Here is a 17,028-nt window from a genome sequence, read left to right as displayed (position 1 = left end):
TTCCTAGAAATTTATAATTAATATAATTAAAGATTTGCTATTATAACAAATATTACAATTTTTGTTAGAATGAGTTAATAATTGTGTCATCTCATAAATATAGTGTTTGGCTAATACCAGCACAGAAATATCTCTTAGCTCTAGCTAGATGTATCAACTATAATTCTTATATTGCTAGACAGCCATCATTTATACCTCATTTGACATTATTTAGCTCTGCTAAAAATATTGTTGAAGATTTTGGGTGTTGGGCGTGTCAGCTTGATTATCAGAATTTCTCATTAGATATTGATAGTATAGCTATAGATAGAAACTCTTATTTTATGAACTATTATCTCAAGTTATCAAAAACTGTACAGCTAGATAATCTTTTTGCTAGTGCAAGAAAATTAGATATAGAAAGTGAATATAATTTAGATCCTCATGTTAGCTTAGTGTATGGTGCGACTAATCATGACAAGCTTTTGAAATATCAATTTTCTAAAAAAATCATCTTTGACAAAATAGCTATAATCAAATATTTCCCAGCAGATACAGCAACAACAGTCATGAGTTTTGAGATAGTTAAATCATATAAACTATTAAATTTGTAGTTTAATAGTTTTACTTTATGATTAGATGTTTTATTATTTTGAGACAGTTTTATTATACTTAATCGTGTTTTATGTTTTTTAAAAACCTTACAGCATTCAAAATTATTGATATTAATATAGATATTTTTGAAGATTCGATGAATAAACTCGCATTTATTCCTTGTAGTAATTCTCAGAAATCTTCGAGAGGTTTTGCAAACCCATTTATAAAAGATGAACAATGCCTTTTTAAGTTTAATCATTTAGCTGCATTTTGTTTGCTTACTGAAGAAAAAATCCTTCCTGCTCAAGTTATCAACCAACAAGCACAAGAATATATTCAAGAGTTAGAGCTCACTAGATATGTGAGTAAAAAAGAAAAAACACAAATAAAAGAGGATATGGAGCAAAAGCTACTACCTCTAGCATTTAGTAAGTTTAGAAAGATTCATGGCTATTTGGATCTGACTAATAACTATCTAATAATTGATAGTGTTTCAGAAAAGCAGATTACAGAAGTTTTAGATCTATTGCATAGATGTGAAGCAAGGTTTGAGCCTGTCATCAAAGAAGAAACAGATATTCTAACAGAATGGCTTGTCGAAGATACTTATCCAGTAGATATTGAAATAGCAGAAAAATGTAAGCTCACAAGCGCTATAGGAGATAGTATTGCAAATATCTCATGTCAAGGTAGCTCGATGTTAAATGATAATATCAAATCATTTATTGATAGTGGAGGGTACATAACGGAACTAGCTATAACATGGAAAGAGCAGCTTGCTATGACAGCAAATACTAAGTTACAGTTTAAAAGTATTAAATTCTTAGATGGTATAAAAGATCTAAATAAAGAAGATAATGTTGGTCATGAAGTTGATTTATTACTAATGGCAGATATTTTTGCTGAGCTTATTACAGCTATGCAAAGTTGGATCAAAGAAGGTGAGAGTTTGTAAGTATGACATTAAATGATAATCAATTAAAAGCATACGAATATGGTCTAGCACATCACCCAAGTTTAAAAGAAGGGTGCAAAATTTTTCTAGAAAAAGATTTTTTGAAAATTCAGCTGACTGAAAATGACGCTACGATAGAAAAAATATTCAAACATGATAATACCAAAGCAGGCTTAGTAGCATTGCTAAAAAGTGATGAAGTTAAAAATTTATTAGGTTTTGATTTTTCAAATTTGATATCGATTATGTGTATTCGATAGTTGAGATAAACTACTGGTACTCGCAACTGGATTCGAACCAGTGACCCCTACCATGTCAAGGTAGTACTCTAACCAACTGAGCTATGCGAGTATTTAGAATAGATATTATAATTTTATATCTTATAAAATCAATAGATTTTCGCTTATTAATTGTTATTTATTGGAATTAATATATCATTTAACACATATTTTATATTTTATAATTTCTTATGCAAAATTTTACATTTTTCGCTAGCTGTGCAAAGGGTATCGAGCTTTTATTAAAAGATGAGCTAGATGCGTTAGGCATATCATCATCTGAAAAACTTGCTGGAGTTGAGTTTGAGGGATCTTTTGAAGATGCCTACAAAGTTTGTATTTACTCTCATCTAGCAAGCCAAGTTATGCTAAAAATAGCTACTCAAAAAGTTACAGATCAGCAAGCTTTATATGATTTTATATCATCAATAAATTGGTTAGATTACTTTGATGTTAACACAGCTTTTAAAATCATAATCTCAGGTAAGCATTATGATTTCAATAATACTATGTTTGTTTCGCAAAAAACAAAAGATGCTATAGTCGATCAGTTTCGTAGAGAAACTAATGAACGACCAAATATTGATACTGATAATCCAGATAATATCATTAAACTTCACTTACATAAGCAGTATGTGAATGTGTTTTTATGCTTAAATATAGAGAGTTTACATAAGCGTAGTTATAGACAGTTTCAGGGTCAAGCACCTCTAAAAGAGTCTTTAGCAGCAGCGATACTTATCAAAGCAGGGTGGTTAGATGAGCTTAAAAAAGAACAGCCTATATTGATTGATCCAATGTGCGGCTCTGGGACTATTCTTATTGAAGCTGCTCTTATGGCAAAAAATATAGCTCCTGTGTTGTTAAATAAAGAATTTAAACTATTCAATTCAAAGCTTCATGATCAAGACTTATGGAGTAACTTATTAGAAATAGCAAAAAAAGCTCAAAGGCCAACAAATGCAATTATTCAAGGCTATGATATTGATAACAATGTTTTAGATAAGGCTGATAGAAACATTTATCAAGCTGGTGTTGAAGATGTTGTTAATATTAAGCGACAAGATATCCGTGATCTTGAAAATGAGTTTGATAGTGAGGGCTTGATAGTTACAAATCCTCCTTACGGTGAGCGTTTATATGGTGATCAGCTTGAAGAACTTTTAGACATATTTAATGGTTTCGGTGATAGATTATCTCAAGACTTTTATGGTTGGAAAGTTGCGATTTTGACAAGTTTCGGTGAGTCAATTAAAGAAATGCAGCTACGTACTACTAAGAAGAATAAATTCTATAATGGCGCTATTGAAACAGTATTGTATCAGTTTGATATAAATGAGCATGCAAGATTTAAACATGAAAGCCAGCTTGAGAAAAATATTCGTATAGCTGAAGCATGTGCACAAAAGTCAGATGAGCATGTAGATTTTTCTAACAAGTTAAAGAAGAATCTTAAAAACCTAAAACCATGGTTAAAGCAGTCAGGAGTAGAATGTTATCGTTTGTATGATGCTGATATTCCAACTTTTGCTGTAGCTGTTGATATATATGGCGAGCATGTGTTTTTACAAGAGTATCGTGCCGATGCTACTATTGATCAAAATATGGCTAAACAAAGATTCTATCAAGCTATATATCAGATACATAAAACTCTAGATATTCAATACGAGAATATACATACAAGAGTTCGTCAACGTCAAAAAGGCAAAGAGCAGTATCAAAAAAATAATGACAAAAATAACTTTCATGTTATTAATGAATTTGATGCTAAATTTTATGTGAATTTTGATGATTATTTAGATACTGGTGTTTTCTTAGACCATCGTAAGATCAGACAACTTGTAGCAAAAGCTTCAAAAAATAAGACTTTATTGAATTTATTTAGTTATACATGTACAGCTAGTGTTCATGCTGCTTTAAAGGGAGTAAAAACTACAAGTGTAGATATGTCTAATACTTATCTTGAGTGGGGTAAGAATAATTTTGAATTAAATAATTTAGATATTAAAAAGCATAATTTTATTCAGGCAGATTGTATTAGCTGGTTAAAATCAAACAGCGAGAAGTTTGATGTGATATTTTTAGATCCGCCAACATTTTCAAACTCTAAACGTATGGATGATATTCTTGATATTCAAAGAGATCATGAGTTACTTATAAATTTAGCTATGGACTCTCTCAAAAAAGATGGAGTCTTATATTTCTCTAATAATTATCGTCGCTTCAAAATGTCATCAGAGATAATTGCTAAATTTGACTGTGAAAATATTGATAAAAAATGTTTATCAAGAGATTTTTTATCTAACAAAAATATCCATAATTGTTGGGAAATTAAATACAAGAAATAAAAATTATAAACTTAATGCATAATAGTCTTTGAGTATGCACAAATAATAATAGTTCCAATAAGTATAAATAGTGTTCCTAAGATAAATGGTAAATCCAACTTTTGCCTAAAAAATAGATATCCTATAATTCCTATTAGAATAATTCCAAATGCTGACCATACAGAATACGCAAAAGCAATATTCATATATTTTAATGTTAATGATAAAAAGTAAAATGAAAGTCCATAAAATATCAAAACAAATAGTGAAGGAACAATCCTTGTAAAACCATTGCATAATGGTAACGAAACTGTCCCAAGGACTTCAGTGATTATAGCTATAACTAGATATACGTATGGCATAGAAGATGTATAATTTAGGTATTATGTTATTAATAATATTGTAGAATTGGCTTAATTAAAATATCTTTTATTCAACCACAAAGCCACGTTTACTAAACCAATCAAAACTGGCACCTCAACCAGAGGACCAATTACACCGACAAAAGCTTCAGTAGAGTTTATGCCAAATACTGAGATTGCAACTGCTATAGCTAACTCAAAATTATTTGAAGCTGCTGTAAAACTCAAAGATACGGCTTGCTCATAAGTTGCTTTAGCTTTATATGACATAAAAAATGATATGCTAAACATTATCAAAAAATATATCAAAAGCGGAATAGCAACCTTGATTACTTGAAATGGTAGGCTAATTATTTCATTTCCTTTTGTAGTAAACATCAGCACTATAGTAAATAGTAGAGCGATCAATGTCAGAGGTGATATCGCTGGAGTGAATTTATCTATATACCATTGTTCACCTTTTTTAGAGATTAAGATAGCTCTAGTTAATATTCCAGCTACAAAAGGTATTCCTAGATATATTCCGACACTTTTTGCTATATCTAACATTGATATGTTTATATTGATGTTCGTATCAAATCCCAGTAGTTTTGGAATAACTGTAATAAATATATATGCGTAAGCAGCATAAAATATTATTTGAAAAATAGAATTAAATGCAACTAGTCCAGCACAATATTCTCTAGATCCTTTAGCCAGATCATTCCACACAATTACCATGGCAATACATCTTGCTAGCCCTATTAAAATTAGTCCTATCATAAAGCTAGGTTGATCATGGAAAAAAACAACTGCTAAAATAAACATCAGGATAGGACCAATCAACCAGTTTTGAATTAAGGATAAAAGCAAAATTTTAGTATCTTTAAATATTTTAGGCATTGTTGAGTATTTAACTTTTGCTAGTGGTGGATACATCATCACAATCAGACCCAGTCCAATCAACCAATTACCTGATCCAATATCAAATTTTGATATAAAGTTTTTAGCTTCTGGCAGAGTATATCCAATGGTGATACCCGCAATCATAGCTAAAAAAATCCATAAGGTCAGAAACCTATCGAGAAACTTTAATTTCATTTATTACTCCTTAAATTTTACAAATTTCAGAAATTTCTAGTTTAGATATTATTTGTTGAACTTCTTCGTCTTTATCTATTTGTTTGAAAAGCTCATTTAAAATATTTAACTGATATCCTGGAATATTTTTATCTAGTTTATAAAATACCCATTTGCCTTGTTTAAAAGACTCTAGCAATCCAGCAGTTATAAGATTTTTTAGCTGTATTGATAGCGCTCCTTGAGTTAATGAGATAAGTCTTTGGATATCACATACGCAAAGAGTATTTTTGTTTAATACATATAAAATAATTAATCTATTTTTATCAGAAATTACTTTTAAAAAACTTGTGATGGATGACATATTGAAATAAATATATATTTAAATTTATAAATATAATAATTGTTTTAGTTATGATTTTCAATTTGTTTCTAATACTTATCTGAATAACTTAATATTTAGCCAATATAGACTAGATGTGTTAAAATCTAGCTAGTTTAGAGTAATATTTAATTTTAATGAGTCGATTCAGTCAAAATTTGATGTATGTTGGTATATTGGTTATAGTTTTTATATCTTGTATATATTTTTTTGTTTCTAAGAATACCCCTGAACCAAAAGGTATCTATTTATCAAAATATAGTGCAAAGCTACCTGCGACAGACCCAAGCCAAGTCAAGATTTTCAATTTACGCTATCAGACAGATACACAAGATAGCATAGGTGAAATAAGAGTAGTAATAGGTGTGGATAAAGAGAGAGATTTCCAAAAACTATGCAATGAAAATATAAGAGAAGCTGCAAAATTAGCTGCTCAAAATGGAGCACATGAGATAAGATATGTTTGTCTGTTCCCAGAGGGGCAAATTACTGAATTAAGTAGTGTTCAGCTGAGAGCATACGCTTTTAGAGATTAGATATGACAAAAATGTATCAAAATATCTTATACACTTTTACTAGTGTAATTTTATTATTTATTTGTATAAAAGCTTTTGGTGGTGATTTCCAAAATGAGCCAAAAGGTATATTTTTGCCTGGTCATAATTTTGCTAAGTTACAGAAAATAGATCAGAGTGAAGTGATTACTACGAAGTTAGGACGTGAAGATAATTTGAATAATAGTGTTGGTGTTATAAATGTCGTAGGACATATTAAGTCACTAGCTCAAACAAAAGAAATGCTTTGCGCTGAAGATTTAAAAGTTGCTGTGGCGATTGCTGCTGACAATGGTATATTTAAATTAAAATATGTATGCTCATCAATCGACAAGCATAATAATGTTCAGCTAAGAGCCTTCGGATTTAGAGGATAAGTGTGAAAAAGTTAAATATAGTTTTTGCTGGAACTCCTGATATTTCAGCACAAGTTTTAAAAGACCTATACCAATCACAGCATAATATTCAAGCGGTGCTTACTCAGCCTGATAGAGCAAAAGGGCGTGGTAAGAAAATACAATTCTCACCTGTTAAAGAAGTCGCTATAGCCAACAACACACCAGTGCTTCAACCATTGTCTTTTAAGAAAGATCCTCAAGTACTTGAGCAAATTAGAGAACTAAAACCAGATGTTATAGTTGTGATAGCCTACGGAATTATAGTGCCTCAGGAGTTTTTGGATATTCCTAAATATGGTTGTTTAAATATTCATGTTTCATTACTTCCTAAATGGCGTGGTGCAGCACCTATCCAGAGAGCAATTCAAGCAGGAGACTCTAAAACTGGGATCTGTATAATGCAAATGGATGCTGGACTTGATACTGGAGATATATTGAATACTCTAGAGATTAAGATACAAGATACAGATACATCACAATCACTATATGATAAATTTGCTAAACTATCAATAAAACCATTATTAGAAACTCTAGAAAATATTGATACGATTAAGTCGCAACCTCAGCAAGGTGAGCCTACTTATGCACATAAGATTACTAAGCAAGAAGGTCTTATAGATTTCACAAAATCTGCCAAAGAAATTAGTTGTCATATTAGAGCATTTACCCCATGGCCATCAGCATTTTTTATGCTAGAAGGTGAGCAAGTCAAAGTAGGTGATTTTGAGATACTTGAAAAATCAGCAGATGATGAAGTTACAGCAATTATAGATATAACTAAAAATGGTTTTGATATCGCTACAAATGACAGGATAATTAGATTTAAGCAATTACAATTTCCCAACAAGAAAATGTTAAATATTGCAGATATTTTAAATGGTAAAGATTTAGATAAATATATTGGGTATAAAATAGGATAAATAATGAAAGTAGGATTTATAATAGATAACTTAAACTCTTTTAATATTTCAAAAGATAGCACGTATATGATGCTACAAGCAGCTCAAGATAAAGGCTGGGAAATTTATACTTTTTATTTAAATGATTTATCTATAATCAATGGTAAACCAAAAGGCTATGCGCTTAAGATAAAAATCCATAAAGCAAAAGAATCTTGGTATGAAGTATTATCTCAGCATCATGATTTATCACTGTTAGATCTTGACTGTATTTTTATGCGTAAAGATCCACCATTTAATATGGAGTATATATATGTGACATATATGCTTGATTTGGCAAAAAAACATGGGGTGTTAATCGTAAATAATCCACAAGCACTTAGAGATTTTAATGAGAAAGTAGCTATTTCAAATTATCCTAAATTTGCACCGAATACTCTTATAACTAGAAACTATAAGCAGATTAATCAATTTTACGCAGAGCATAAAGATATTATTGTTAAACCTCTTGATGGAATGGGTGGCAGCTCTATCTTTAGGATCAAAGATGGAGATAAGAATAAAAACGTCATACTTGAAACGCTAACGCATCATGAAACTAGATATATAATGGTACAAGATTATCAAGAAGCAATCAAAGATGGTGATAAGAGAATTTTGATAGTCAATGGAGAACCTATTAAATATCTCTTGGCTAGAGTTCCTAGTGATAGTGATAATCGCGGTAACTTAGCAGTTGGAGCTAGAGCTGAAGTAAGAGAACTTCAGGAACAAGACTATAAAATAGCTAAAAAAGTTGCCAAGAAATTAAAGAAAGAGGGTGTAATCTTTGCTGGTTTAGATGTGATAGGAGATAAACTAACAGAAGTAAATATTACTAGCCCAACAGGTATTCAAGAAATTTATAAAGCTACCAAAGTTAATGCTGCAAGCTTATTAATGCAAGCAGTTGAGAAAAAAATAAATAAAATGAGGCAGGAACAAGAACATGGAGAATAAAATTAACTCTCAAAGTTTATTCCAAGAAGCACAGCAATATATTCCTGGCGGAGTCAACTCTCCAGTTAGAGCATTTAAAAGTGTTGGACAAGAATTCCCAAGATTCATAAAATCAGCGAAAGGTGCTTATTTATATGATGTTGATTGGAACAAATATATAGATTATATCGGATCGTGGGGGCCAATGATTTTAGGTCATGGTGATGATGATGTCCTTGAAGCTATACAATGTCAGCTAAAAAATGGTCTAAGTTATGGTGCTCCTTGTAAACAAGAGATTGAGCTTGCTAAAAAAATAGTAGAGCTTATGCCAAATATTGAACAAGTTAGATTCGTAAATTCCGGTACTGAAGCGACAATGAGTGCTATTAGATTAGCAAGAGCATATACAGGTAGAAATAAAATTATAAAATTTGAAGGCTGCTATCATGGACATGCTGATGAGTTTCTTGTAGCTGCTGGATCTGGAGCACTATCATTAGGTCAGCCAAATTCACCAGGTGTACCAGAAGATGTAGTTAAGGATACTTTAGTTGCTAGCTTCAATGATATCGAATCTATACAAGCCCTCTTTGAAAAATACAAAGATGAAATTGCTTGTATCATAGTTGAGCCAATAGCTGGCAATATGAATATGATTTTCCCACAAGATGATTTCCTAGCTAAGCTTAGAGCAGTATGTGATGAAAATAATAGTCTACTTATCTTTGATGAAGTGATGACTGGTTTTAGAGTTGCTTTGGGTGGTGCTCAAAGTATTTATAATGTGAAGCCTGATTTAACAACATTAGGTAAAGTGATTGGCGGTGGTATGCCAGTAGGCGCTTTTGGAGGTCGTAAAGAAATTATGCAAAAAGTATCTCCCGCTGGACCAGTATATCAAGCAGGTACTTTATCAGGGAATCCAATTGCTATGGCAGCTGGTATCAAAACATTAGAAAAAGTTTCACAAGAGGGCTTCTTTGTTAGATTGGAAGCCAAAGCTAAACAGTTAGTTGATGGGTTGAATGAAGCTGCTGGAGCCTATGGCTTTAATTTCCATGCGAAATATTTAGGTGGAATGTTTGGACTATTTTTCTGTAATGAAAAGGTCGCTGTTAATACATTTACAGATTTAGGTAAAACTAATCTTAAAATGTTTAATCAATATTTTGCATATATGCTTGATAATGGCGTATATCTAGCACCATCTGCTTATGAAGCAGGCTTCATATCAATTGCTCATAGTGATGAAGATATCGAAAAAACTATTTGTCTTACTAAAAAATTCTTCCAGGAAAATCAAAGTTAATCAATTCCAATGAATAATAAATTTAAAGATATTTTGCTAATTTTAGCTACGATTATTGTAGCTTTTTGTATGTATGGTGTAGCTAATTTTTATGCTCCTGATGAAACTAGGTATTCTGAAGTAGCAAGAGAGATGCTCGCTAACCATAACTTTATAGTTCCATATATTGATGGAATGATATTTTTTCACAAGCCTCCACTAGTATATTGGATTACTTGTATATTTATGAGCATTTTTGGCGAGAATACATGGGGAGCAAGACTTGTAAATCCTGTATTACTAGGTATATGTTTAATTTTTACATATATAACAGTACGCAAAGTATTAGGTTGCCGTCAAACAGCACTATTATCAGTAGGAGTAAGTTTAAGTACAGTTTTATTTCTATTTGTTGGTAGATATCTGAACATGGACTTGGCTATAGCTGTATTTTCAAATATGACTATGCTTAGCTATTGGGTAAGCCTTAAATATGATGATTACAAGAAAAGTACATATTGGCTTACTTTAGCCTTTGTATTTGCTGGGTTAGCGGTTATGACCAAGGGATTGATGGGAATAGTTTTTCCTATGGCTATAGTAGGTCTATATTCTCTTATTATGGGACAGTATAAAAGGCTACTTGATATTAGGCTTTACTTAGGTTTGGTAATTGTAGCAGTCATTTCGTTACCATGGATATTTGCAGTTGAACAGTATCATCCTAATTTTGCTTATTACTACATAGTAGTTCAACAAATACTCAGATTTTCAACAGATGAGCAAAATAGAGAAGTTTCTAAAATTATTTATTTGTTAGCAATTATGGGAGCTTTTTTTCCTTGGACTCTGTTTTTACCTAAAATTCTTAAGAGTTTCTTCTCAAAACAAGCTTTTAAAAATCGTAAGCAAAATTCAGATAAGTGGTTTTTATTTATTTGGGCAACATTTATATTTATATTTTTTGGGATTTCTAAATCTTTCTTATTTGGTTATCTAGCACCATTAATATTACCATTATCAATACTTGTAGCTATGCACTTTAAGAGTATAGACTTACAAAAGTTTGATAAGTGGGATAGTATAAGCTTTAAATTTATTATCCTTGTTTTTGCTTTGCTACCTGCTGTGGCCTTAGTTCTTTTATGCCTTCCTCAGTATTGGAGTTTTGGCTCTAGATATATCTTAATTTTATTAGCAATTGCAATAATAGCTATTACAATCACGATTAAATTAATCAAAGAATTAAATATTTTTTCAGTAAATAAATTAGTTGCTTATATTTGTATTATGATGATGGTTGTTGCAAATTTAGGTTATTTATTGGGAGATTATTTTGATACAAGCTCTAAATATAAGACAGCTCAAGAAATATCTAAAATATATCAGAAATATCCAAATGCTCAAGTTTTTGAGAGTGATCGCTTTTATGATATTATCTTCTACACTAAACGTAATGTAATTATTATAAATGATGAGGGAGAGTTAGATGATGTTAGACAGTTCCCTAAATCGAATGTAGATAAATATTTAATGAAATTTGATAAATTTATTAAATATTGGAACAACTCAAACCAATTAAATATTCTTGTTGTAAAAAATAAACCTAAAGAGCATAGTCCTCTAGCTTTTGTTGACTATAAAAAACAACTTAATCCAAGTAAATTTTATGTAATCTCTAGTCAAGATAATGCGACGATAGTTGCTAGTGAAGATATAAAAATATAGTCTAAAGATTTAATCATTATTTTGATTTGAAGGCACGATATTGCATATATCAATAAATCTATAGTCATTTAATCGTGCTATAAAATCATTGCTTGCTTGATTTAGTATAAATTTGAGTTTACAGTTTGGTATTAATGGACAGGTTGCTTTATCCTTATCAAAACATTCTACAATGTTCATTGGTTCTAATTCTTTGACAATAGTTGATAATTTGATATTGTATGTAGCATTAGAAATTGATACACCACCAAATCTACCTTTATATGATTCTATATAGTTGAGATTGGATAGTTTATTAATGATTTTAGTAGCATGATTAAGTTTAATATCTAATAACTCTATAAGATCCTTAGTTTTATATTTTTGTTTGGGATTTGATCCTAAAATTATTAATATTCTAAGAGAGTAATCAGTAAAAGAAGTTAAATTCATACAAAATATTTTAGAAAAGATGTTTCCAAATTATAGGATAAATTTGCATAAATTATAATATGCATATATAATGCATATTATAATTTGAGTATATGGAGATATATTATGTTAAGCCAAAAGAATATAGATACTATAAAAGCAACAATTCCTGTTTTAGAAGAAAATGGAGTTGCTTTAACAAAACATTTCTATGATAGAATGTTTAAGCATAATCCCGAAGTTAAAAAGTTTTTTAATACCTCAAGACAAAAAAACTCATCTCAACCAGAAGCTTTAGCTGCAGCAATTTTGGCTTATGCAAAAAATATTGAGAATCTTGAAGTTTTAGGCAATGCAGTAGAGCTAATAGCCCAAAAACATGCATCATTACAAATCAAAGCGGAGCATTATCCAGTAGTAGGTTCTAACTTAATCGAATCAATCAAAGAGGTTCTAAACTTAAATGATAATGATGACATAGTTATAGCTTGGACAGCAGCCTACAATTTATTAGCTGAAATTTTGATTAATCGTGAAAAGAGTATATACGAAGAGAATTTAGAGCAGTATGGTTGGAATAATTTTAAAGAGTTTGAGGTAATCAAAAAAGAAAATGAGAGTATAAATACATATTCTTTCTATTTTAAAAATGATCTTTTCAGAAGATATGATTTCAAACCAGGACAATATATTACTGTTAGAGTTCCATATAATGGAATGACTACTATGAGAAATTATAGTATTTCTTCAGCTACTGGTGAGGATTATCTAAGAATAACAGTTAAACAAGAGGATCAAGGTTATGTATCTCAATACCTATCGCATGAGATAAAAGTTGGTGATAAAATAGAAATAGCACCTCCTTGCGGCGAATTTTTCTTGGAAGCAAATAAAAATCTTGATAAACCGATAGTTTTAATTTCAGCAGGAATCGGTATTACACCTTTAATGAGTATGCTTTTATCGGAGCTAAAAACACAAAATCGAAGACAAGTACTTTTTGTTTGTGGTAAGAAAAACAAAAATGAACATCCTTTTGCTAAGCTGTTGGAAAAACTATCAAGTGAGAACCCAAGACTTAAAACTATTTTTTTCTATGAAGATAATTCTGGATCTGATGCAAAGCAAGGACTAGTGTGTATAGATACTGTCCAACAACACATTAGTGAAGGTAAGAATGATGCTCAATACTTCTTTTGTGGACCTAAAGAATTTATGCTTTCTATACATGAAAAGTTATTAAAAAATGGCGTTAGAGAAAAAAATATTCATTATGAATTCTTTGGTTCAAAAACAGTTTAAGATATTAAATCTGAACAGGTAATTTTCCTGTTGGGATATTATCACTAAAAATATTTTCTAATGCTGCTTGAATATTAATTTTCAAAGAAGTCTTTGTATAATTTGTTTGATCCATAGAAGTCGCACCATAAATACAAACATAATTAATAATATTATCGATATAGTTAATATCATAAGGAGTAAGTGCTGCGATATTTATAGTTTGCTCTGGCTTTATAGAAGTTACATAACTATAAGCATTATTATATTCACGAAGATTTGCCGAAATTAGCAAAATTATATCAGCATTTTCAATACTAGTTTCAATATCTTGATTATTAATATTTTCAATGTTTATGATAGTAGCAGAGTTATTTTTTGATACTATTTTTTGTAACTCATTATGAAAATCTGCCATACGTTGGCTATCACTATCTACAACCAAGATATTTTTTAGCATATTGAGATTGCATGGAATAATACCTGAATTTTTAACTATAGTTGTACTTTGCTTAGCTATATCTAAAGATATCTGTTGATGTTCACTACAATTAACTATTTGATTAGCATATTTTAATTGCTCATCGTATGAGAGTTTGAATATTAAACTTTCATCGAGTTTATGTTTTGCTTTGAAATCAGTAATATTCGTGTATGCATTATCAACTGCATTAGCAAAATTAGGATTTTGATTATATTCTTGTTCTAGTTCACAAAAAAGCTCTTCTAACTTATAAATATCATTTTCTGACCATACTCGAATAGGCATTAATAAAATATCTATACCAGCTAAGATAGCTAATTTAGAAGCTTCAATAGTTCCAAAGTGTTTAGCAATAGCGTGCATATCCATAGCATCAGATACTACTAGACCATCAAATTTCATTTGTTGTTTTAGTAATTTAGTTATTATCTTATAAGAAAGAGTAGTTGGCACATAAATATTTTCACTTGTTGAAACTGATTGGTACTGGGTATCATCTAGGGCTGGTACACTAATATGAGCTGTCATTATCATACTACAATCTCTAGCAAGTTTACTAAAGGGTAGTAGTTCTGTTGTCTGTAATTCTTTCAAAGTTTTATCTAAGATTACATTACCTAAATGACTATCTGTTGCAGTATCACCATGACCAGGGAAGTGCTTAATGCAGTCTATGATTTTAGCATCATGATAACCATTTATAGCATTTTTGGCATAGTCAGTAACTACATTGGGATTATCTGAGTAAGACCTTACACCAATAATAGGATTATTTTTGTTAGAGTTGACATCTACAGCTGGAGCAAAATTAATATTGATACCTAAAGAATATAATTCATCACCAATTATTTTAGCCATAGTATAAGCATTACTAGTATTATCTGTCGCAGCTAGTGCCATATTACCGCAGCCACTAGTACCTTGTTGTAAGCGATTAACTCTACCACCTTCTTGATCTGTAGCGAAAAATATTGGTGTATTAGTGTTAGCTTGAAGATCTCTTAATAGAGAGATGACTTGCTCATTATTTTGAATATTCTCTCTAAAAAGGATAAAACCACCTAAGTTATAATCTTGGAAGATCTTATTGACGATATCATTGGTTTTTGTAAAAGGTATACGTTGATTATTTGAATCTTCACCCCAATAGCGAAAATCCAACATAATTAGTTGACCTAGTTTTTGTCTTATATTTGAATTTGTAGGCATCTACAGTTTTAGAATAAAATTAATATGATAATAAATATATCACAGAAGTATTAGCTTTGTTTACATTCCCCAACCATGACTTACCAAAATCTTCTGACCTGTTAGAGCATTCGTTTTGAATCCAGCTAAGAATATAGCTGTATCAGCAATATCTTGAACAGTTGTAAATTCACCATCAGCAGTACCACCAAGCATAACATTTTTGACCACTTCTTCTTCACTGATGTTTAGCTCTTTTGCCTGTTCTGGTATTTGTTTTTCTACTAATGGAGTTAGCACAAACCCTGGGCCAATTAGGTTTGAAGATATATTATGCTCAGCACCTTCTTTAGCAAGAGCTCTGACAAAGCCAACTTGAGCATGCTTTGCTGCTACATACGCAGCTTTATTTTTTGATGCAAGAACTGAGTGAACAGAACCTACAACTATAATTCTACCACCAGTTTTTAGTTCAATCATATGTCTCATAGCTGCTTGAGTTACAAGTAATGTACCAGTCATATGAATATCAAATAATTTTTTCCAAGCTGATACACTAAAATCTACTATAGGTGATATTATTTGAATACCTGCGTTATTAATCACAGTATCAATACGACCAAATTTTTTAACAGTTTGATCTACACCTGATTTTACTTGGTCTTCATTTGTTACATCCATTTGTACAGCCATAGTTTCTACATCATATTTTGATGATAAATTTATAGCTACTTCTTGCGACTTTTCTAAATCCAAATCTGCAATTACAACTTTAGCTCCTTGTTTTGCAAATTCTGTCGCCATACCTAGTCCAAGACCCGATGCAGCTCCGGTAATTAAAGTCACTTTATTTTTAACTGACATTTAAAATCTCCTTGAAATATTTTATTTAAGGTAATCAAAGACCACTTCACCAAAGCCTAATGTGACATCAGCGATAAAGTGAGAGCCTTTGACAATTTCTAAAACTGGTAAATGATGAAGAGCGGCTTGAACATGGTTAAATACTTGTAAATCTACAGGCCCAGTCCATGCACCTTTTACAGTTACATCTTTAACATGGTATTTAACAAGTTCACAAATACTTACATCTCTACCATTAACATGAGGTATGGTTTTAAGTAAGAAGTTAGGGGTTTCTTCTAGCGATTTTTTGATAGCATCTTTATCAAGCTCTTGATATTTATATCCCATTGTTCCAAAAGCTACATCAACACTATTATATTTTACTGTCCCTAATAATGTATCAGAATCTACTGTAAGAGTAGGGTGAGCATATTTTTTTGGAAAGCCCCATATTTCACGACCAGCTGCAATTGATGGTAGATTATCTAATAGCATGATGTGAGAATATAAGCCTTTCTTACCCTCAAATTCAACTTCGATAAGTTGTCCAGCCTCATTAAAACTACCAAAACCATTTGCATCATGCATTTTCATGAATTCAAATTTTACAAGACCAGTTGGCTTAAGAGGCTCTGGTACATATTTTTTTAGGATTTCTATATCAGCCATATAGTCGATTATGAAATATTCTCTATTAGTGAATTTATAAGCTATTCTATTTGCTGTAGGTGATACTAGCGGCATCGAAAAAACATTTTTTTTAACATCTTCTATTTTCATTTAGATCTCCAGAATTGTTTTTGTTCCAGTTAACATTATAAGCTTTAATATTTTTTTTAGTAATAGTAATAACTCAAAGATGTTTGATTAAAAAGTATATTTACCATTTTTTGAATTAAAAATACTCTATAAAAATATCTATTTAATAGTATAAACTTGAATTATGTATTATATTTGTTAAAAGTAAGCTTTTGATTATCTTATAATTTTATTAAGTGGTAATTTAAGGCAACGGGTTCATACTTAGAAAT

Annotated in this window: 18 protein-coding genes and 1 tRNA gene; 11 read left to right on the top strand and 8 right to left on the bottom strand. The window is 30.6% G+C overall.

Translation table 11 applies throughout. The features are described 5' to 3' along the window. The first annotated feature begins 83 nt into the window (after window positions 1–83). The 3 genes from F3D59_RS06835 (at window position 84) to F3D59_RS06825 (ending at window position 1,791) form a co-directional block, all read left to right on the top strand. The gene (locus F3D59_RS06835; protein WP_150464294.1) at window positions 84–593 is read left to right on the top strand and encodes a hypothetical protein; all 510 of its coding nucleotides are present in this window, start codon (window positions 84–86) and stop codon (window positions 591–593) included. A gap of 71 nt (window positions 594–664) precedes the next feature. Further along, window positions 665–1,531 carry a recombination-associated protein RdgC gene (locus F3D59_RS06830; RefSeq protein ID WP_150464293.1) on the top strand — a complete coding sequence of 289 codons (867 nt, stop codon included), beginning with the start codon at window positions 665–667 and terminating at the stop codon, window positions 1,529–1,531. Between the two features lie 2 nt (window positions 1,532–1,533). After that, complete coding sequence (locus F3D59_RS06825; protein WP_004287836.1) at window positions 1,534–1,791, top strand: hypothetical protein; 258 nt, start codon at window positions 1,534–1,536, stop codon at window positions 1,789–1,791. Between the two features lie 14 nt (window positions 1,792–1,805). Here F3D59_RS06825 and F3D59_RS06820 read toward each other — a convergent pair. Continuing rightward, window positions 1,806–1,882: transfer RNA gene (locus tag F3D59_RS06820), tRNA-Val, on the bottom strand. A 118-nt stretch (window positions 1,883–2,000) separates the two neighbouring features. On the opposite strand from F3D59_RS06820, the gene rlmKL reads away from it, so the two are divergent. Then, the gene (rlmKL, locus tag F3D59_RS06815; RefSeq protein WP_150464292.1) at window positions 2,001–4,157 is read left to right on the top strand and encodes a bifunctional 23S rRNA (guanine(2069)-N(7))-methyltransferase RlmK/23S rRNA (guanine(2445)-N(2))-methyltransferase RlmL; all 2,157 of its coding nucleotides are present in this window, start codon (window positions 2,001–2,003) and stop codon (window positions 4,155–4,157) included. An 11-nt stretch (window positions 4,158–4,168) separates the two neighbouring features. On the opposite strand, the gene F3D59_RS06810 is transcribed toward rlmKL, so the two are convergent. Genes F3D59_RS06810 through F3D59_RS06800 form a run of 3 tightly spaced genes read right to left on the bottom strand, consistent with a single transcriptional unit; the run spans window position 4,169 to window position 5,921 of the window. After that, the gene (locus F3D59_RS06810) at window positions 4,169–4,498 is read right to left on the bottom strand and encodes a DMT family transporter (RefSeq protein WP_013923057.1); all 330 of its coding nucleotides are present in this window, start codon (window positions 4,496–4,498) and stop codon (window positions 4,169–4,171) included. Window positions 4,499–4,549: 51 nt separating this feature from the next. Continuing rightward, on the bottom strand, window positions 4,550–5,578 hold the full coding sequence (gene arsB / locus F3D59_RS06805) for an ACR3 family arsenite efflux transporter (protein WP_150464291.1): 1,029 nt from the start codon (window positions 5,576–5,578) through the stop codon (window positions 4,550–4,552). Window positions 5,579–5,588: 10 nt separating this feature from the next. Further along, window positions 5,589–5,921, bottom strand: coding sequence for an ArsR/SmtB family transcription factor (locus tag F3D59_RS06800; protein WP_150464290.1), 333 nt, complete (start codon window positions 5,919–5,921; stop codon window positions 5,589–5,591). Window positions 5,922–6,076: 155 nt separating this feature from the next. Here F3D59_RS06800 and F3D59_RS06795 point away from each other — a divergent pair, with 155 nt between their 5' ends. Genes F3D59_RS06795 through F3D59_RS06770 form a run of 6 tightly spaced genes read left to right on the top strand, consistent with a single transcriptional unit; the run spans window position 6,077 to window position 11,787 of the window. Further along, window positions 6,077–6,475: a hypothetical protein gene (locus F3D59_RS06795; protein WP_150464289.1), complete on the top strand. Its 399-nt coding sequence runs from the start codon at window positions 6,077–6,079 to the stop codon at window positions 6,473–6,475. Between the two features lie 2 nt (window positions 6,476–6,477). Further along, complete coding sequence (locus F3D59_RS06790; protein ID WP_150464288.1) at window positions 6,478–6,870, top strand: hypothetical protein; 393 nt, start codon at window positions 6,478–6,480, stop codon at window positions 6,868–6,870. A 2-nt stretch (window positions 6,871–6,872) separates the two neighbouring features. Further along, window positions 6,873–7,811, top strand: a complete 939-nt coding sequence (gene fmt, locus F3D59_RS06785; RefSeq protein ID WP_150464287.1) for a methionyl-tRNA formyltransferase — start codon at window positions 6,873–6,875, stop codon at window positions 7,809–7,811. A 3-nt stretch (window positions 7,812–7,814) separates the two neighbouring features. Then, on the top strand, window positions 7,815–8,789 hold the full coding sequence (gene gshB, locus F3D59_RS06780) for a glutathione synthase (protein ID WP_150464286.1): 975 nt from the start codon (window positions 7,815–7,817) through the stop codon (window positions 8,787–8,789). Further along, the gene (gene hemL / locus F3D59_RS06775; RefSeq protein ID WP_150464285.1) at window positions 8,779–10,080 is read left to right on the top strand and encodes a glutamate-1-semialdehyde 2,1-aminomutase; all 1,302 of its coding nucleotides are present in this window, start codon (window positions 8,779–8,781) and stop codon (window positions 10,078–10,080) included. Before gshB ends, hemL begins: the two co-directional genes overlap by 11 nt. A 9-nt stretch (window positions 10,081–10,089) precedes the next feature. Continuing rightward, window positions 10,090–11,787, top strand: a complete 1,698-nt coding sequence (locus tag F3D59_RS06770; protein ID WP_150464284.1) for an ArnT family glycosyltransferase — start codon at window positions 10,090–10,092, stop codon at window positions 11,785–11,787. A 9-nt stretch (window positions 11,788–11,796) separates the two neighbouring features. On the opposite strand, the gene F3D59_RS06765 is transcribed toward F3D59_RS06770, so the two are convergent. Further along, window positions 11,797–12,219: an Rrf2 family transcriptional regulator gene (locus tag F3D59_RS06765; protein ID WP_146421431.1), complete on the bottom strand. Its 423-nt coding sequence runs from the start codon at window positions 12,217–12,219 to the stop codon at window positions 11,797–11,799. A gap of 105 nt (window positions 12,220–12,324) precedes the next feature. Between F3D59_RS06765 and hmpA the strand changes: the two genes are divergently transcribed. Continuing rightward, window positions 12,325–13,500, top strand: a complete 1,176-nt coding sequence (gene hmpA, locus F3D59_RS06760) for an NO-inducible flavohemoprotein (RefSeq protein WP_150464283.1) — start codon at window positions 12,325–12,327, stop codon at window positions 13,498–13,500. Between the two features lie 4 nt (window positions 13,501–13,504). Here hmpA and F3D59_RS06755 read toward each other — a convergent pair whose 3' ends face one another. From F3D59_RS06755 to F3D59_RS06745, 3 genes are read right to left on the bottom strand one after another with little or no spacing between them, the layout of a single operon-like run. Next, window positions 13,505–15,172 carry a glycoside hydrolase family 3 protein gene (locus F3D59_RS06755; RefSeq protein WP_150464282.1) on the bottom strand — a complete coding sequence of 556 codons (1,668 nt, stop codon included), beginning with the start codon at window positions 15,170–15,172 and terminating at the stop codon, window positions 13,505–13,507. 60 nt (window positions 15,173–15,232) lie between these two features. Continuing rightward, the gene (locus F3D59_RS06750) at window positions 15,233–16,015 is read right to left on the bottom strand and encodes a 3-hydroxybutyrate dehydrogenase (protein ID WP_150464281.1); all 783 of its coding nucleotides are present in this window, start codon (window positions 16,013–16,015) and stop codon (window positions 15,233–15,235) included. 21 nt (window positions 16,016–16,036) lie between these two features. Next, window positions 16,037–16,777: an acetoacetate decarboxylase gene (locus F3D59_RS06745; RefSeq protein ID WP_150464280.1), complete on the bottom strand. Its 741-nt coding sequence runs from the start codon at window positions 16,775–16,777 to the stop codon at window positions 16,037–16,039. Between the last annotated feature and the right edge of the window lie 251 nt (window positions 16,778–17,028).

Origin of the sequence: Francisella sp. XLW-1 (assembly GCF_008711455.1) — a bacterium.
Classification (GTDB): Bacteria; Pseudomonadota; Gammaproteobacteria; order Francisellales; family Francisellaceae; genus Francisella; species Francisella salimarina.
Note: the sequence above shows the minus strand (reverse complement) of the source record. Positions and strands in the feature narration are given on the sequence as shown.

Excerpts from the sequence above, each read along its gene's own strand:
- F3D59_RS06770 (WP_150464284.1), top strand. The coding sequence starts at position 10,090 with ATGAATAATAAATTTAAAGATATTTTGCTAATTTTAGCTACGATTATT.
- F3D59_RS06755 (WP_150464282.1), bottom strand. The coding sequence starts at position 15,172 with ATGCCTACAAATTCAAATATAAGACAAAAACTAGGTCAACTAATTATG.
- hmpA (WP_150464283.1), top strand. The coding sequence starts at position 12,325 with ATGTTAAGCCAAAAGAATATAGATACTATAAAAGCAACAATTCCTGTT.
- rlmKL (WP_150464292.1), top strand. The coding sequence starts at position 2,001 with ATGCAAAATTTTACATTTTTCGCTAGCTGTGCAAAGGGTATCGAGCTT.
- F3D59_RS06825 (WP_004287836.1), top strand. The coding sequence starts at position 1,534 with ATGACATTAAATGATAATCAATTAAAAGCATACGAATATGGTCTAGCA.
- F3D59_RS06790 (WP_150464288.1), top strand. The coding sequence starts at position 6,478 with ATGACAAAAATGTATCAAAATATCTTATACACTTTTACTAGTGTAATT.
- F3D59_RS06795 (WP_150464289.1), top strand. The coding sequence starts at position 6,077 with ATGAGTCGATTCAGTCAAAATTTGATGTATGTTGGTATATTGGTTATA.
- F3D59_RS06750 (WP_150464281.1), bottom strand. The coding sequence starts at position 16,015 with ATGTCAGTTAAAAATAAAGTGACTTTAATTACCGGAGCTGCATCGGGT.
- arsB (WP_150464291.1), bottom strand. The coding sequence starts at position 5,578 with ATGAAATTAAAGTTTCTCGATAGGTTTCTGACCTTATGGATTTTTTTA.
- hemL (WP_150464285.1), top strand. The coding sequence starts at position 8,779 with ATGGAGAATAAAATTAACTCTCAAAGTTTATTCCAAGAAGCACAGCAA.
- F3D59_RS06745 (WP_150464280.1), bottom strand. The coding sequence starts at position 16,777 with ATGAAAATAGAAGATGTTAAAAAAAATGTTTTTTCGATGCCGCTAGTA.
- F3D59_RS06800 (WP_150464290.1), bottom strand. The coding sequence starts at position 5,921 with ATGTCATCCATCACAAGTTTTTTAAAAGTAATTTCTGATAAAAATAGA.
- gshB (WP_150464286.1), top strand. The coding sequence starts at position 7,815 with ATGAAAGTAGGATTTATAATAGATAACTTAAACTCTTTTAATATTTCA.
- F3D59_RS06810 (WP_013923057.1), bottom strand. The coding sequence starts at position 4,498 with ATGCCATACGTATATCTAGTTATAGCTATAATCACTGAAGTCCTTGGG.
- F3D59_RS06830 (WP_150464293.1), top strand. The coding sequence starts at position 665 with ATGTTTTTTAAAAACCTTACAGCATTCAAAATTATTGATATTAATATA.
- F3D59_RS06765 (WP_146421431.1), bottom strand. The coding sequence starts at position 12,219 with ATGAATTTAACTTCTTTTACTGATTACTCTCTTAGAATATTAATAATT.